The 15,973-nt window shown below is 56.8% G+C and carries 17 protein-coding genes; 5 read left to right on the top strand and 12 right to left on the bottom strand.

Annotated features, from left to right (window positions below; all coding sequences use genetic code 11):
- Nucleotides 1-48 precede the first annotated feature (48 nt).
- Entirely contained in the window at nucleotides 49-891 is an 843-nt protein-coding gene (locus tag ABNH10_RS11690; RefSeq protein WP_349386100.1) for a DUF2914 domain-containing protein, read from the top strand.
- A 29-nt stretch (nucleotides 892-920) separates the two neighbouring features.
- On the opposite strand, the gene ABNH10_RS11685 is transcribed toward ABNH10_RS11690, so the two are convergent.
- Complete coding sequence (locus tag ABNH10_RS11685; protein ID WP_349386099.1) at nucleotides 921-1,502, bottom strand: hypothetical protein; 582 nt, start codon at nucleotides 1,500-1,502, stop codon at nucleotides 921-923.
- A gap of 27 nt (nucleotides 1,503-1,529) precedes the next feature.
- Nucleotides 1,530-3,098 (bottom strand): GMC oxidoreductase, encoded by a 1,569-nt coding sequence (locus ABNH10_RS11680; RefSeq protein WP_349386098.1) that lies wholly within the window; start codon nucleotides 3,096-3,098, stop codon nucleotides 1,530-1,532.
- 223 nt (nucleotides 3,099-3,321) lie between these two features.
- Between ABNH10_RS11680 and ABNH10_RS11675 the strand changes: the two genes are divergently transcribed.
- A complete protein-coding gene (locus ABNH10_RS11675) occupies nucleotides 3,322-3,579 on the top strand; it encodes a hypothetical protein (RefSeq protein ID WP_349386097.1) in 258 nt (85 codons plus the stop codon).
- A gap of 134 nt (nucleotides 3,580-3,713) precedes the next feature.
- Complete coding sequence (locus ABNH10_RS11670; RefSeq protein ID WP_349386096.1) at nucleotides 3,714-4,862, top strand: prolipoprotein diacylglyceryl transferase family protein; 1,149 nt, start codon at nucleotides 3,714-3,716, stop codon at nucleotides 4,860-4,862.
- On the opposite strand, the gene modC is transcribed toward ABNH10_RS11670, so the two are convergent.
- The 6 genes from modC to ABNH10_RS11640 form a co-directional block, all read right to left on the bottom strand.
- Nucleotides 4,840-5,916, bottom strand: a complete 1,077-nt coding sequence (gene modC, locus ABNH10_RS11665) for a molybdenum ABC transporter ATP-binding protein (protein WP_349386095.1) — start codon at nucleotides 5,914-5,916, stop codon at nucleotides 4,840-4,842. The two genes, ABNH10_RS11670 and modC, sit on opposite strands and share 23 nt — an antisense overlap.
- Complete coding sequence (modB, locus tag ABNH10_RS11660) at nucleotides 5,913-6,602, bottom strand: molybdate ABC transporter permease subunit (protein ID WP_349386094.1); 690 nt, start codon at nucleotides 6,600-6,602, stop codon at nucleotides 5,913-5,915. The genes modC and modB overlap by 4 nt, the downstream gene beginning before the upstream one ends.
- Entirely contained in the window at nucleotides 6,589-7,317 is a 729-nt protein-coding gene (gene modA, locus ABNH10_RS11655; protein ID WP_349386093.1) for a molybdate ABC transporter substrate-binding protein, read from the bottom strand. The genes modB and modA overlap by 14 nt, the downstream gene beginning before the upstream one ends.
- 81 nt (nucleotides 7,318-7,398) lie before the next feature.
- The gene (trhO, locus tag ABNH10_RS11650; protein WP_349386092.1) at nucleotides 7,399-8,352 is read right to left on the bottom strand and encodes an oxygen-dependent tRNA uridine(34) hydroxylase TrhO; all 954 of its coding nucleotides are present in this window, start codon (nucleotides 8,350-8,352) and stop codon (nucleotides 7,399-7,401) included.
- A complete protein-coding gene (locus ABNH10_RS11645; protein ID WP_349386091.1) occupies nucleotides 8,349-8,708 on the bottom strand; it encodes a BolA family protein in 360 nt (119 codons plus the stop codon). Before ABNH10_RS11645 ends, trhO begins: the two co-directional genes overlap by 4 nt.
- Before the next feature lie 142 nt (nucleotides 8,709-8,850).
- Nucleotides 8,851-10,368, bottom strand: coding sequence for a carboxylesterase/lipase family protein (locus ABNH10_RS11640; RefSeq protein WP_349386090.1), 1,518 nt, complete (start codon nucleotides 10,366-10,368; stop codon nucleotides 8,851-8,853).
- 553 nt (nucleotides 10,369-10,921) lie between these two features.
- Here ABNH10_RS11640 and ABNH10_RS11635 point away from each other — a divergent pair.
- Nucleotides 10,922-11,986, top strand: coding sequence for an AraC family transcriptional regulator (locus ABNH10_RS11635; RefSeq protein WP_349386089.1), 1,065 nt, complete (start codon nucleotides 10,922-10,924; stop codon nucleotides 11,984-11,986).
- On the opposite strand, the gene ABNH10_RS11630 is transcribed toward ABNH10_RS11635, so the two are convergent.
- The gene (locus tag ABNH10_RS11630) at nucleotides 11,968-13,056 is read right to left on the bottom strand and encodes an NAD(P)/FAD-dependent oxidoreductase (RefSeq protein ID WP_349386088.1); all 1,089 of its coding nucleotides are present in this window, start codon (nucleotides 13,054-13,056) and stop codon (nucleotides 11,968-11,970) included. The two genes, ABNH10_RS11635 and ABNH10_RS11630, sit on opposite strands and share 19 nt — an antisense overlap.
- A 143-nt stretch (nucleotides 13,057-13,199) precedes the next feature.
- Here ABNH10_RS11630 and ABNH10_RS11625 point away from each other — a divergent pair, with 143 nt between their 5' ends.
- On the top strand, nucleotides 13,200-14,180 hold the full coding sequence (locus tag ABNH10_RS11625) for a malate dehydrogenase (RefSeq protein WP_035458261.1): 981 nt from the start codon (nucleotides 13,200-13,202) through the stop codon (nucleotides 14,178-14,180).
- Between the two features lie 131 nt (nucleotides 14,181-14,311).
- Here the strand turns inward: ABNH10_RS11625 and ABNH10_RS11620 are convergent, their stop codons facing one another.
- The 3 genes from ABNH10_RS11620 to rraA all read right to left on the bottom strand — a co-directional run bounded on the left by ABNH10_RS11620 (nucleotide 14,312) and on the right by rraA (nucleotide 15,937).
- Entirely contained in the window at nucleotides 14,312-14,893 is a 582-nt protein-coding gene (locus ABNH10_RS11620; protein ID WP_349386087.1) for a DUF805 domain-containing protein, read from the bottom strand.
- Between the two features lie 60 nt (nucleotides 14,894-14,953).
- On the bottom strand, nucleotides 14,954-15,361 hold the full coding sequence (locus ABNH10_RS11615; RefSeq protein WP_349386086.1) for a CBS domain-containing protein: 408 nt from the start codon (nucleotides 15,359-15,361) through the stop codon (nucleotides 14,954-14,956).
- Between the two features lie 93 nt (nucleotides 15,362-15,454).
- A complete protein-coding gene (rraA, locus tag ABNH10_RS11610; RefSeq protein ID WP_349386085.1) occupies nucleotides 15,455-15,937 on the bottom strand; it encodes a ribonuclease E activity regulator RraA in 483 nt (160 codons plus the stop codon).
- Nucleotides 15,938-15,973: the final 36 nt, after the last annotated feature.

Raw genomic sequence — 15,973 nt, 5'->3', positions numbered from 1 at the left:
TGATATAAAAAGACCAAGTGGCGACTAGGGAATTATCAGGGGGAATCCGTGCGCGTCATTCTTTTGGCAAGCCTGCTGGCGCCCGTGCTGGCAATCGCTCAAACCGAATCACAGCCTGCCTGCCCAACTCTGGCCCGAGCCAGCTTTACCACGGCAGTAGAGAATCGTGAACCCACCCATACCGTTAGCCAAGTGCCGGCGGACACCGACGAGCTGTTTTTTTATACTGAAGTCCACAATGGCAGCAACCAGACGCTCTATCACCACTGGTCTCTCAATGGTGAGTCGTTTGTCGATGTTACCCTGGAAATTGGGTCCGACTTTTGGCGCACCTGGTCCTCGAAAACCCTTATTGGCCTGGGCATGCAAGCGGGTGACGTGTGGGCGGTATCGGTCACCGGCGCGCAAGGCTGCGAATTGGGGCAGTGGCAAGTTGCACTCATTGGCGCCGAAAAAAACCAAGCGACGCCCACCCCCAGGAGAACCACCCCCTCGGCTCCCGCAGAAGAGCCGAAAAAGACTCAACAGCGCGACAGCACAACGGCCGTGGATCTAAGCGCCAATTTCATGGCCATCGAAGAGCTACTGAATCTGGGAGACAGCCGAGGAGCCCGCTCTGCCATCAAGCGCGCCCGCGCCCTTACGCATAATACAAAACAGCTGGCTGAACTCGACAAAATGAAGCAGGACAATCAAGCCTTTGCTGAACTTAATCAACTGATTCGTCAACGCAGCATCCCCCATGCCCGCCAAGCGTTGCAGGCACTGATGGTATCCGTGCCCCCGGATAGCCCGGTATACCCCGCTTTGCAAAGCCGTCACAAACTACTCAACCAACTCAATGAAATGAACCCGGATAACGTGGACTTGCAGGCCGCGTCGGTGCCTTAACACGCACCTGAAAGCCTGTTAACGACATGTCACCCCTCATCTTTGAGCGAGAGATGGCTGATGTCCGGTTGCACCGGGGGCACCACCTCCGTCTGCTGCCCTAAGCTCTCCCCTGGTGCCGCCATGCTCAGATGGCTGACATCCGGTGCCGGCGGAGGCGGCGCATGGTCCGCGTCATCCATGTCTGCCCCCAGATCGGCTACCGAGAAAGCGCCGGAAAAGCCGGTACCTCCAGTACGAATGGTGCCCACTGTTTCCAGATCACCTGTACTCTTATCCGCCATACTGTCTTGCCCGGCTGACGGGCTAAATTCAACCCGAGCAGCCGATTTCTTCTGCGCTGATTCCGGCGCTGGAGCCGGCTGCGCAGCCTCTCCGGACACCGGCCGGACTTCGCATTCGGCACCGGCCTGCTTCATCAACGCCCGGAACTTCATGGCAGTAGCCTGATCGGCGTCTTTCTTGATCACTACCGGCTGGCCAGAAAACAACTTCTCCACCCGGGCATCGTCCATTTTGAACAAACGCGCCAGGTTGCTCTTCGCGGTGGACAAATCGGCGCCGCCGACCAACTTCCCGGAAAAAACGATATGGAAACGGGCATCACTCATGCTGTTGCGTTACTCCTCTCAGGGAATTCAATCCATCTGCGCGGCGCAATATTCTGCCAGTGCCGCGATGGTCCGTGACGGGTTCAAGCCCAGTGCCCGCGGCACCATGGCGCCATCTATCACATAGAGATCAGGGTAATTGAACACTTCCCCGGCATGGTTCACCACCCCCTGTTCCACAGAGTCAGCCATATTGCAGCCGCCCAGAGGGTGCGGGGTAACCAGATTCTTGAACCAGCTCCAGGTGACCGGAGCCATCGGGCTTCCCCCTGTGGCCGCAGTCAATGCCAGATGGCGATCGGCCAAGCCTTGCACCGCTTTTTCAGCCTTGCGGTAGTCCCAGCGCAGTTTCAGGTGCTCACGCTTCCAGGGCCAATACCAACGCCGCCCCAAGGAAAAGGTACCACCCGGTTCATCCATGGCCTGGCCGAACCAGGGCATCATTTTGCCAAAGGGATTGCTGCTATCGCCATACTTGAGCATCGCGGCGCCTAACCGCGTGTCATTAAAGCGGGACTGTTTACCCAATCGCTCCAGCCAGCTGCCGAGGATATCCGGGAGGCCGCCGTCTTCTACAAAATAACGGGCGCCATTATCCGAGCCATCCAGGTAATCGATAGCGCTGGTGATAGTGGGCCCCCGGGTGGGTGAAATCTGCCGATCACGGTAGAACGCCGCCGTGGCAAAGTCGCCATTACTGCTCCAGTTATGCCCCAGCTTGCGGCTTAATTTTGGGAGCGTTTTGTATTGATCTCGACAACGCAGCAACAGTTCAGTGGAGCCCATGGAGCCGGCCGCCACAATCACCTTGTTGGCCCTAAAGCCTCGCCAACCACGAGCATCCAGATCCATGGCGCGCACCTCAAAGCCCCCGGAAGCCAGCGGGCGAATAGTGCGCACGTGATGCAACGGGCGGATCTGCGCCCCGGCGCTTTCTGCCGCCGCCAGATAATTAAGGTCCAAGGTATTCTTGGCCTTGACCGGGCACCCTAAATCACAATTGCCACAATGGGTACAAGTACCCTGCTGCTTGCCCTGGGCATTTACCCACACCTTACTGTGACGATAATCGAAAGAGTCGTCGTTTTCCGCTCGCCAATCCGGGTCGAATGTAATGGCTTGTGGCACCACCGTGAATCGATCTCCCGCACCCACCGCGTCTGCCGCTTCTTTCATCAAATGGGTTCGAGGCGTCCACTGGCTGGCGGGTAAGGTCTGAACATTAAGCATCACACCCGTGATGTCATAGTACGGCTTCAAAGTGGAATAATTAATCGCTTGCGGCCAGCCATGGTCGAACGCTTCCGGCTTGGCCTCAATGCTGACATTGGCATAGATTAACGACCCACCACCAACGCCTGCGCCCATGGCGATGCTCATGTCGCCGAAATTACGGAAATCGATCCATCCATTCTGCTTTTCCGGTTCTCCTTCATCCCAGAACCAGTCTTTCTGTGAAACAGAGGGATAATCACTAGGCAGCCAGCGCCGTCCACGCTCCAGCACCACAACCTTGCGACCCTTCTCTGCCAACCGGCAGGCCATAACAGCACCCCCGAAACCACTGCCGATGACCAGCACGTCCACGTTTTCCATGTTCCCCCCAGTGTTTTATTTTTTTAGCTCGATCTCTGCCCTCCGATGCATGATTCGTACCATACTCGCCGTGCAGCGTGGTTTGCAGAAAACCCGTGGCCATACAAACTCTACAATAATTTTTGAGCTATTTTTTGCACTATAAAATTAAGCACCAATCCTGTCCATTTATAGCTCTTTCCAGTAACCTGATCGGCATCTTTGCCGGCCCACAGCAGCACCCATGGAACAGATTGATTTCGTAACTCTCGAAGAGAAAGCCCGCCCGCGTAAGCGAGCTTCTGCCCCAAGAAAAGTGACTAGCGCCTCGCGTCATACAGCACCGCGTCAGGGTGCGGTCCGTGAAGGTTACCGGCGTCTGACTGCGGATATCCCCGCCGATCTGCACAAACGTTTAAAGATGCAGGCCTTGATAGAAGACCGCTCTGTCACTGAATTGATCGCTCAAGCCGCGGAAAGCTTCCTGCGTAACCGGGACTGATTACCTTTAACGTTGCCCCCTTCTTTGCCCTGATACCATCACCTCCATCGCTGTCACTGAAGCGTCATCACTTTGTCATTCCTTCGCCCCCTTATGCCCGCAGTGTTGGCTAAAACCGTCGAAGGAGCTAGCTAATGGCTGCGGATCTGTTTTTGCTTGTCTGTGCCCTGTTGTTGGGGCTTGGGTTTCGCCTACTGTTTCGTCATTTGCCGGAGGAACGCTGGCAGTTTGTTGCTTCACTACCGCTGAAGAAAAACCACGATGGTTCTTGGCAAGGACTTAATCTAACTTTCTATGGCTTGTTTACCGGCTTGGCCGGAGGTCTCGGTGTCGCCACGTTCATCCTGTTAACGGCCGCAGCTGGTGTGTCGTTGGTAACCAGCCTTGCTCTCACCCTCGGCGTTCTCATCATCTGCCTACCGGCGGCGAAAATTATCGCCACCCTGGTAGAGAAAAACCGTCATGGTTTTACCGTCGGTGGCGCCAGTTTTGTCGGCATCATTATTGCGCCCATTTTTCTCTGGCTTGCCGACAAGGCCAGCCAGCACTGGTGGGATACGCCACTGCCCACCCTGCCCATGCTCGCCGCGATGTCCATTGCCTATGTAATAGGGGAAGGTATCGGGCGACTGGCCTGCATCAGTTTCGGCTGTTGCTACGGAAAAGCATTACACGATGCACCCCTCTGGGCTCAGCGCATGTTTGCTACGCTGAATCATGCCTTCATCGGCAAAACCAAGAAAATTGCGTTTGCAGGCGAAATGGAAGCCGTCAAAGTGATCCCCATACAAGCGGTGACCTGCGTAATGTATACCGCACTGGCTTTGTTTTGCAGCGCCCTGTTTTTTCACCAGCTATTTGCCCTCGCCTTTGCTCTGAGTCTGGTGGGTAGCCAACTGTGGCGAGTCTATTCGGAAACGTTGCGGGCGGATTATCGCGGTGGCAGTACCCTGTTCTCGGTGTACCAGCTGATGGCTTTACTGGCCGCCCTGTACGGTGTGGCCATTAGCATTGCACTGCCTAGCCATGGCGATTTGCAGCCTCTACTCGCCATGGGGCTGGCCACCTTGTGGTCGCCGGGGGTGATCCTGGCTCTGCAATTGATCACGGTAATCATGTTCTTCTTCTCAGGCACCAGCACCATTACCACCGGGGAGCTTCGCTTCGGCCTAGCGGCCGACTGGCGGAGCCAGGCGGGTTGCGAGCAAAAGCATAAACATTGTGCTAAGCCCGCGCAGCGCAACAGCCCCGCAGGCGCCACTACACCAGTGCCACGGCTTTGATTTGTGCATAAAGATCGGTACCTGGAAACAGCGAAAGCTGACGTGCAGAGCGACTGGAAATACGGGCGAGGATACACTGCCCAGCCAAACCAAGCTGAACCAGACATTGCCCGGGGCCCACGTCGCGCAGGTCAAGCACCCGGGCAGGTAATATATTGAGGATGCTGCTGTCGCTGGGCGCGCTAAGGCACAGGCTTACATCCCGGGCGGCAATCCGCAGCCGCACCGCTTCACCAACCGCCGGTCGCTGGGAAACAGGCAGCCATAGAGTGTGGTTTCCCACGATGATGCTCTGCAAGTGATCCTCACTGGCATAACGCCCCACCTCACCGGCCAGCAAAGCGGTTGCGTCCGCGCGTTGAGCCAACACACCATCCAGCCGTGACAGCTCCTGGGCCGCCGGCGCTTGAGTAATTATCCGGCCCTGCTCCATCAGCCAGACCTGGTCTGCCAGACGTAGCAGCTCAGCCATATTGTGTGTGACATACAGCACCGGCACCGTTTGCGCCGCCAAGGCAATCAGCTCCAGCAATTCCCGCTTATGCTCCTCCCCGAGAGCCGAGAGCGGCTCGTCCAGGAGCAACAACCGCGGTGTGCCCAACAAGGCCCGGGCAAGTGCCACTCGCTGGCTCTCTCCGCCAGACAAACTGTCCACACGACGCGGCAGCAATGGCGCTATACCGGTCTGTTCGATCACTTTTTCGACCTGCCCAGCGGGGCTATGGCGACGCTTCGCCACATAGTTCAGATTGCCCTGCACAGTAAGATGGTGAAACAGTGTGGGTTGCTGGAACAGCATGCCGATGGGCCGCTGCCAGACCGCCAAATCCACATTCCTTTTACCGTGAGACGACAGCCCCGAAGACCGCCACAGCTGATCAGCAAAACGGATCGTGCCTTCGCACGGATCCAGCCCAGCCACCATGCGCAGCAACGAACTCTTGCCCGCACCGGAAGCCCCGAACAGCACGGTGACCCCCTGGGGTTGCAGGGTGGCATCCACTTGCAGCTGGAAAGCACCACGCCGCCCACGTATCGACAACGCCAGACTCATGGCATGGCTCCTGGGCCTGAACGGCCCCGCTGCCAGCGGAACAGCCCCCACAGCAGCAACAGCGACAGACCAAGCAGAACCGCGGCAAGCCGATGAGCACTAACATAATCCCCCGCTTCCACATGCTCATACAGCGCCACGGAGGCTACCCGGGTTTGTCCGGACAGGCTGCCACCAATCATCAGCACCACACCAAACTCACCCAAGGTATGGGCGAAGCCCAGAATCGCCGCAGAGGCATACCCTTCCCGGCACTGGGGCAACACCAGAGAGAAAAATCGATCCCGTGGCCCGGCACCCGTCACTGCAGCCATATCCAACTGTTTGGAATCGATAGCGGAAAACGCATTCTTTAGCGGCTGCAGAACAAAGGGCAGGGAATACACCACCGACCCCACCACCAGCCCGGTAAAAGTGAAGGCCAGCGAGCGTTGTTCAACCACATTAGCCAACCAGCCCCCGGGCCCATTCGGCCCCAATCCGATCAACAAATAAAACCCCAACACCGAGGGGGGCAATACCAAAGGTAGCGCCAACACGGCTTCCAGCAATGCTTGCCCGGGCAAACGGCGACGCGCTAGCCACCAGGCCAGTGGTGTGCAAATCACGATCAGGATAATCGTGGTCAGCAGCGCCAACTGAAGACTGACGCCCAGAGCCAGCCAATCACCTTCAGAAAGTATCATCGGGCACCTGATAGCCGGCCTGATCAATCAGGGAACGTGCCTGGGGGCTGAAAAGAAAATCATAAAACCGCTGCGCAGTATCATTCTTGCCTAACAGGCCCCCCTGCTGAACAATCGGCGCATACCAGTGCCCCGGCACTCGCCACTGGCTACCGCCCTGCTGCTGTACTTGGCTCAATGCCACAAAGGCTGCGGCGGCGGCACCACTGTGGGCAAAGTGATAGCTCTGGCCCACGTTTTCAGCGGTGACCCGTTTCACTCCCTGGGGCAGCTTAACATGCAGCAGTGCCGATTCCGCCGCCACGCCGTAAGGTGCCGTGCGAGCATTGGCCAAAGCCAGTGGCTGAACATTGCCCTGGCGCAGGCTCTGCGGGGCGAGCGGAGCGCCCCGAGTGGGTGTCCACAACACCAAAGCACCCAGGGCATAAGTGCGAATGGAGGCAGAATCCAGAAAACCGTCCGCAGCCAGTTCTTCAGGGCGACGCTGGTCCGCAGCGAGGAAGATATCGTAGGGCGCGCCTTGGCGAATTTGTGCCGCCAGTTTGCCGGTGGATGCCACCGTCACGCCGATCCGGTCATCCGGATGGCGCTGCTCGTATAAAGGAATCAGACGTTTCAGTGTGTGTGCGAAATTGGTCGCCACCGCCACCTGAGCGGTGCCAGCTGCCACCGGCACGCTGAGCACGCTCATCAAAACAACAACCAAAATCCGCATGGGCTACACCGCGACTATATTGAGGCCAGGCTGGAACGATACACCGGGAATCGTCCAGTCTAAGTCAGCACGATAGCCCTGTCAGGAGGATTTGCGGGGGTTCTGGCCGCGGTGCTGGCGGCCACGGGCGCGGGCCAGCTCAATCTGCTTCTGCCGCTCCGCAAAGCGCTGCTTTTGCTGCGGTGAGGATTCATCGAAACATTTCGGGCAGGAAACCCCCAGCTGGAACTGCGCTGAGCGCTTGTCCTCATCGCTAATAGGTCGACGACAGGCGTGACACTGGTCAAATTCGCCAGGATTCAGGTCATGGTCCACCGTCACTCGCTCGTCAAAGACAAAACACTCGCCTTCCCATAGAGAGTCTTCCTTAGGCATCTCTTCCAGATATTTGAGAATGCCACCTTTCAGGTGGTACACCTCATCAAAGCCTTGCGCTTTCAGATAAGCCGTGGACTTCTCACAACGTATGCCGCCGGTACAAAACATGGCCACTTTTTTGTGCTTTTGCGGATCCAGGGTTTGCTTAACGTACTCTGGGAACTCCCGGAAGGTGCGCGTCTCGGGGTTAATCGCGCCTTTGAAGGTACCAACTTCCACTTCGTAATCATTGCGGGTGTCGATCAACACCGTGTCCGGATCGGCAATAATTTCATTCCACTCCTGCGGTGACAGGTAGGTGCCCACGGTGCGGGTGGGGTCGATACCTTCCACCCCCATGGTGACGATCTCTTTCTTTAGCTTCACCTTGGTACGCAAAAATGGATGCTCGTCGTGGAAAGACTCCTTATGCTCCAGCGTCGCCAGGCGTTCGTCGCTCTTGAGCCAGTCCAACACCGTATCCACCCCGGCACGGGGGCCGGAAACTGTGCCGTTAATGCCCTCGTTGGCCAGCAGCAAAGTGCCGCGCACATCGTTAGCGTGCATCAGATCCAGCAGCGGCTGTTGCAATTGCTCGAACCCGGACAGCCGAACAAATTTGTACAACGCCGCCACTACAATACTGTCCGGGGTTTCCACCCGATGCTGGGTACTCACGACTCCTCTCCCAACGTTGATTCTCCCTTGCTGAATTGCGGGTCATGTTTACTGCCACCCAGGCAATGCGGTGACGCCAGAATCTCTCCCCCCTTGGCCTGCCATTCCGCCGGCGTATGGGTGTGCAATGCCAACGCATGCACAGGCCCCTCCAACTCTTCAGCAAGAATCTTGTAGAGCATCTGGTGGCGACGCACCGGCATCATGCCGGCAAACACCTCACTCACCAGAACCAGCTTGAAGTGGGTTTCCGAGTTCGGCGGCACGCTGTGCTTTTGGCTTTCATTTTCCAGGGCGAAATGTGCCACAGGCACCGCCTCGAAAACCTTGCGCTCGATCAATGTCGCTACACTCATAGTCCACCTCGGCCAGAACCGTTTCAGAAAAGCACTGCAGAAAGTACTGCGGATAGGGAGATTATATCAGCTGCGCGCAAGGCGTAACGCCCCCTGTGGGGGGGCGTATTCTACGGGTTTTGTGTGGTAGTGGAAATCCGGTTCAGGCCACCGGAATGATGTCCCGCCAGAGCAGTTCGCCACGCTCATCCAGCAAGGAAGCCATGGTCTCTCCCGGGCCCAGCTGGCGCACCTGACGGCCCGATTGCCAGGCATCCCAGCCTGGCGCATCGCCCCGCGCAAAAGTGCCCCACGCTGCCTGCACCTGATGAGACAGCGCCCGCGCTTCACTCGTGCCTCCGGTGAAATACATGCCCGCTGGGGTATCTGTCACACCGAAGACAAAGGGCACGTCCACCACATGGCAGGCCCCCAGTGGCACACCGAAGGGCTCGCTGGGCCAGGTAAATTGAAACCCCCAGCACTGAGCATGCTGGCTCTGGGCATCAAGCAGGCGCACTGTGGGCACCCGAAACAGACGATCGGATTCCATAGCCGCTAACCAGTCCAGGTGGCTGCGCCGTGCATCCGGCTCCACCGCTGTCTGGTAATAATCAAAAACACGGCGGCCATTACCGGGCAGAGCACGCTCGAATCGGCGCACAATTTCCTCGTCGCTAATGTCCTTCAGGGCAGCCATGGTTGTTGTCCCCGCCAGCACGCCGGCGTACTGGAAGAAGTTGAATTCATCACGACATACGCCAGCCATTACACGCTTGTTGGCAGCGGCGCCGGCAGCGATGGCATCAACCGGCAATTGCGGCAGCACGTCACCATCCACCATGGGCAGGAAGTTCATGGCAAATTGGGGTGTGGTGGTGCGCAGGCCTCGATCCACCAACACTTTCACCGCCGCATTCTGGGCCTTAACCCAGCCCTTGTTATCCGCACTGAGCAGCTTTTCGGCGACGCTGCCGTCGCCTGGCAAGGCTGCCACAAACGCATCAGTGACCTTGCGTACCTGGTCCGGGGCTAGCACAAAATCCGCTCCCCCGGACTGCACAATAGCCGCCTGGAATAAATTATCAGCCTGCGGGCAGGCCAGTAATGCGCAGACGCTGAAGCCACCAGCAGACTCACCAAAGATCGTCACCTGCTTATCGTCGCCAGCAAAAGCGGCAATGTTCTCTTGTACCCATTGCAGCGCCGCCAACTGATCGCGCAGGCCCAGATTGGTATCCGCCTCCAACTCTGGCGCCACCACCGAAAAATCCGCAAAGCCCATGGCGCCCAGTCGGTATGCCGCATTAACCACTACCACGTTCTGGCTGCGTGCCAGCTCTGCGCCATTATAGAGAACCTGGGACGTGGAGCCCGCCATATAGCCTCCGCCATGGAACCACACCATTACCGGAAACGGTCCCTCACCTTCAGGGACCCAGATATTCAGGTAAAGACAATCCTCACCGGATTCCTGAATTCCCATTACAGGATTGCGCGGCTGCAGTGACGCAAGCGGGTAACGGTCAGCGCTAACACTGTCTTCGCCGTCCGGTAGCGGCTGAGGGGTTTTAAAGCGCCACTCACCCAGTGGCGCCCTGGCAAACGGCACACCTCGATACTCCGTTACGCCCTTGCTGCTAAGCCCTTGATAACGTCCCTGACGAATTGTTGCTGTCATCGTCCTCACTCCTGGTTCACACGCCGGTTAGCCGACCGAAAGATAAGGCCATTACCCTAACAAAATACGTCCTAAAGCGTAGGCTGGGCTTGCTGTTCAATTATTAGAGAACATGAGCCATCACAACTTATTAGTCGCCTACCCTTGTTCACTCCTTCATTGGGCCGTTGCGGAGAGCGTTGAAAACCCATTGAATTTTTACCAAGAGAAGCCGCGATGAGTAAGACCACCGCCATCGCAAACGCGTCTACGAACGCTACGAACAAGTGGCGACCGAAACTGAAGCTCTATAGAGAAAATCAATAACGCTGTTCTGGTGTCTACATCCGTCTAGAGAACAAAGGCAACCGGCTATATACGCGCCAGCGAGCCTCCCCCCTTCCTACTTTATCTTTACCCCTCTGTTGCCTGTACCGCGCCGTTCAGGCCATAAGTTCACTAACTCGCTCAATAAGCCATCAATCTAGGCCTAACCCTTCGCCAAGTGTTGACTTGCCGCGCCCCGTTTCGTTATCTAGTGACCCTCTGACGCCATAACAACAATTGCGAGCCTATGCCGTCCGCTACCCTATCCTCCTCTTTGAAGCATAAAACTGTCGCCCCTTTCTGGGTGGAATATTTGCTGGATGCAGCGCTGCGTGCCGGTGTGGACCTGAGCTATGCGCTAGTAGCATCCGGAATCAGCAACGAGGATCTAGAAGACCCCCAGTCGCGAATATCCATGGCCATCGAGAATCAGTTACTGAGGCAGGCCATTGCCGACAGCGCCGACCCCCTATTCGGTCTACACATGGGGGAAGGGATTCGCCCGCGTTTCATGGGGGAACTGGGTTATGCCAGCATGTCCAGCGCCACGCTGGGAGATGCCATTGAGCTGATGATTCCCTTTATGGAAGTCACCACTGAATACGCGCAATTGCGCTTCGAGTGGCGAGAAGATCATGGCGACAAAACGCTGTGCTTAATGTGGGAAAGCGACCTGGAGGAGCTGCCAACCTATCCAGCACGAGTAGACGCCAATTTTGCGGCCGCTATCATTTATGGTCGCTGGCTAATTGGCCAGGAACTAAACCCAACGCAGATTCTTTTCAAACATTCGCCGCAAGGCGATGAGGCTGAATATCAGCGCATCTTCCGCTGCGACGTGAGCTTCGGCCAGTCAGAAAACGCCATCGTATTACCCGGCCACTTGTTGGATTTGCCCCTGCGCGATGCCGATCCGGAAGTCCACAAGGTGGCCCGTTCACGTATGCAACGGGCCGTCACCCAGTACCACGCCCGAGACAATTTACTGGAACAGGTGCGTTTAGAAATTCAGAAACGCCTGCAACAGGGCGTGCCGCAACTGGAACCCATTGCCGATCAGCTCGGTATAAAGCCCTGGACTTTGCGCCGGCAATTGCGCGCCGAGAACACCGATTTTTCCAGCCTGCTGGAAGACGAACGCCGCCGCCTCGCCTGCGACTGGCTGCTGCACAGCGAACGTTCCGTTAACCAGATAGCGCTAGACCTGGGTTACTCCGAGCAAAGTGCCTTCAACCGCGCCTTCAAACGCTGGTTCAGGGTCACACCGGTGCAATATCGGGGCAATCAAGGCCATCAGCCTTTCGACGACTGAGCCCCCCGCCACTGGCGCTTGCATTGCCCCAGGGTCAGGCCCTGAGCAAAACCATCAACCAGTGTCGCCCCCAGCCGGCTTTGCAGTACTCGTGTAGAAATGGGCAATAGGCCATAGAACAGCTGCCCAAGCCGGGTGACTTGGTGTAATTCTTCGCGCCAGCCTGCTAGTGAGGCGGGATAGGCCATTTCCGGTTCACTGCTCAGTAACGCCTGGGCAACCATTTGCCCACTAAGTACCGCGCCGTAAATCCCCTCTCCCAACAATGCTTCCGTGCACCCTGCCGCATCGCCCACAAACAGCACCCGTCCATTAACCAACCGGGTGTTAGGCAGCCACGTCCCCAGAGGATAGCCCGCTACGTGCTCGGCCTGTACCCCCAAACGGGCAAGGCTGTAACGCTGCAGAGCGGAACGCTCAGGCGCTGCCGCCCCATGGCGCCATACATAGAGCCCCACGTTCACATGGTCCCCCTTGGGAAACAGCCAGCCATAGCCACCGCGAATTGCACCAAAGTCCAGCGTCATGGGAGGGTAATCGCGTATGTTTTTGCGGGGTACGCACCCCTCGATTGCCATGGCACCGCGCAGATGCCGCTCTCCCAGCATCCGCGCCACAGCACTGTTGGCACCATCCGCAGCGACCAGCCAGGGGGCGTTGAAGCGCTGACCTTCCCGGGTCTGCACAGAAACCTTGTTCGCCTCCTGATGTAGTGAGCGCAGCCCTGCGGTGTCGTAGAACACGACGCCCTGTTGCTCAGCCTTGGCCCGGCAAAGAGCATCCAGCTCTGACCGCTCAGTCATCACACAGAACCGTGCTCGGGCACTCAGGTGGCGAATGGGCGAAGAGGTATGACTCACCGCTAGGGTGGACACCGTTTCGCGAACCACCGATGCAATACTGAACCGATAACGAGCCAGCGCTTTTTCGGTAACCCCGCCCGCACAGGGCTTAGCACGGGATTGGGCACGGGAAATCACCGCCACACGCAGGCCGGCAGCGGCCAAATCCCAGGCCGCTGCGCAGCCCGCCTGGCCCGCGCCCACAACCAGCACATCCCAGTTGCTCATATATATACCTCTGATTCCGTGCGATTAGCCGTCGGGTCCTTTATAATGCGCGCCGTCATGGACCCTGACCCATTGACCTTGCTCAGCGGTCCTCTCGGCTTCAGCCACATAAGTTCTCCCGAATTAAAGCTAGGAGATTGTTCATGAAAGCACCCGTACGCGTAGCCGTCACCGGCGCCGCTGGCCAAATCAGCTATTCCCTGCTGTTCCGCATCGCTTCCGGCGACATGCTCGGCAAAGACCAGCCCGTTATTCTGCAATTGCTCGAAATCACCCCGGCTCTGGAAGCCCTGAACGGGGTCATCATGGAGCTGGAAGATTGCGCATTCCCGCTGGTTGCCGGTATCACCGGTACCGACGATGCCAACGTGGCCTTCAAAGACGCCGACTACGCGCTGTTGGTTGGTGCTCGTCCGCGTGGCCCGGGCATGGAGCGTAAAGATCTGCTGGAAGCTAACGCAGCCATCTTCTCCGCCCAGGGCAAAGCCATCAACGACAATGCCAGCAAAGGCATCAAGGTTCTCGTTGTCGGTAACCCAGCCAACACCAATGCCCTGATCGCCCAACGCAACGCGCCTGACATCGATCCCCGTCAGTTTACTGCCATGACCCGCCTAGACCACAACCGTGCCATGGCGCAACTGGCCAACAAATTGGGCAAAACCGTCAATGACGTGAAGAAGATGCTCATCTGGGGCAACCACTCTTCCACTCAGTATCCTGATCTGCATCACTGTGAAGTGGATGGCAAAGTAGCCATTGATCAGGTCGAGCAAGACTGGTATGAAAACGACTACATCCCGACTGTACAGCAGCGTGGTGCAGCGATCATTAAGGCCCGTGGCGCGTCTTCTGCCGCGTCTGCTGCTAACGCTGCCGTGGACCACATGCGTTCCTGGGCACTGGGCACCGACGAAGGTGACTGGGTTTCCATGGGCATCTACAGTGATGGTTCCTACGGCATTCAGGAAGGCCTGATCTACTCCTTCCCTTGCACCTGCAAGAATGGCGACTGGACTATCGTTCAGGGCCTAGAGGTCAATGACTTCTCCCGTGGCAAAATGCAAGCCACCGAGCAGGAACTGGCCGAAGAACGTGATGCTGTTTCTCACCTGCTGCCGTAAGGTTTAGTCAGGCAATAAAAAGGGGCTCTTCAGAGCCCCTTTTTTGTTTCCGCTATGCTGCGGCGGCAAGATGGTCCATGGCTCACGCAGTAATGCATACGCGATAGCCCTTTTTCAATTTCAAACTGAGATCAGTATTCGGAATAATCCATCTGCTGCATCTGGGCCTGTTGCGCATAATTCGCATAATTTGCCAAGGTAATCGGGAACAATACTCCGAAATAGCCCACCATCAGCAACAGCACAATCACAAAGGCTGCTTTCACACCGCCTGAATTACTCACCGGTGCGGCGCCGTACTGATTGCTGCCCTCGCTACCGCGCTTGAACAACATCACCAGGCCCAACACCAGGTTGGCAATCGGCACCAGCATTACCAGACTCAACCAGCCGCTGGCGTTGATGTCATTGAGGCGACGCACCATATAACCCCAGCTCATCACCATCAAAGCAATAAAAGCCACCGTGGTAATCAACCCTATAATCATGGCACCCGCACCAATAGCACTCTGACCCGCACTCATGATGCCAGGGAGCATAATGGCTGCAGCAACGCCCATGACCAAATAGAAAAGCAGCGTAAGGCCCGCCGCATAGACAAAATACCGCATGCGCCCAATACGGCCAGACAGCGATAGAAACTTGGGCTGATACGTCTCCTGACTACCGGCAACGGACACATCCGCGTTAGGCGCTTGATAAGGTTGGTTCATGGTTATACTCCCCCCGGAGTTCAACGTTAAAAAAAGCGTTCAAAAATGTTGAGTTAATCGTTACAGCGTGCGCCGCCCGAAGTCTTCCATGGCGCGAAGCAAGTCCCGGCGGCTGATCTGGCCGACCAGTTTCCCATTATCCATCACCGGCAGCCGACGACGGTGATCCGCAAGGAAAATTTCTGCCACATCAAGAATAGAATCCGAGCCTTCCACGGTCTGAAGATCCACGCTCATATATTCTTTTACCGAACCAATTTCTGTGTCGTGGTAGCTTGCTTCCAGCGCTCCTTTGAGACAGTCAGATTCAGAAAAGACCCCTACCACGCTGCCCGCCTCATTCACCACCGGGCCACCGGAAATCTGATTTTCCAGCAAGGTACGGATGGCTTCATTGACGGACATATCGGGGGAAAAGGTGACAAGACGGCGGCTCATGTATTCCGCTACCTGCATGGACTTAAGCATAATTATCCCCTGTGCGATGGTCGCCGGCCTCGTGCCGGCTCATCCCTGTTCTTTTATAGCAGAATTTTTGCCAACAATCGTCAATATCAGGCCTTAGATCAAGGCCTTGGGCGCAGTGATAATCCCATTATTATCCGCATATACGAATTCACCCGGCCGAAAAACAACACCGCCGAAAGTGATATCGATGTTCAACTGCCCTTCATCGCGGCGAACCGATTTAATCGGCACGCAGCCCTGGGTGACAACGCCAATGTCCAACTTGGCCAAGGCATCCACGTCCCGGCAGGCGCCGTAAATAATTACGCCTTCCCACCCCTTTTTCACCGCGTTTTCTGCAATCATATCGCCGATCAACGCATTGCGCAGGCTGCCACCACCATCAACCACAAGCACCTTGCCCTTACCGTCGGTGCCCAAGTGTTCCTTTACTCGGCTGTTGTCTTCAAAGCACTTAACAGTGACGATTTCGCCACCAAATGCGTCGCGGCCGCCATAGCTGAGCCAGTTAAGTCCGGTTACCACGCAAACGCTATCGGCGTTGTCATCACAAAGATCGCAAGTCACAAAGGTCATACTGACTCCTTCGGTTATTTGTTCAGGTTGTAGCCA

It is taken from the genome of Alcanivorax sp. (genome assembly GCF_040119285.1).
GTDB lineage: Bacteria > Pseudomonadota > Gammaproteobacteria > Pseudomonadales > Alcanivoracaceae > Alcanivorax.
This window is presented reverse-complemented; position numbering and strand designations above follow the sequence as displayed.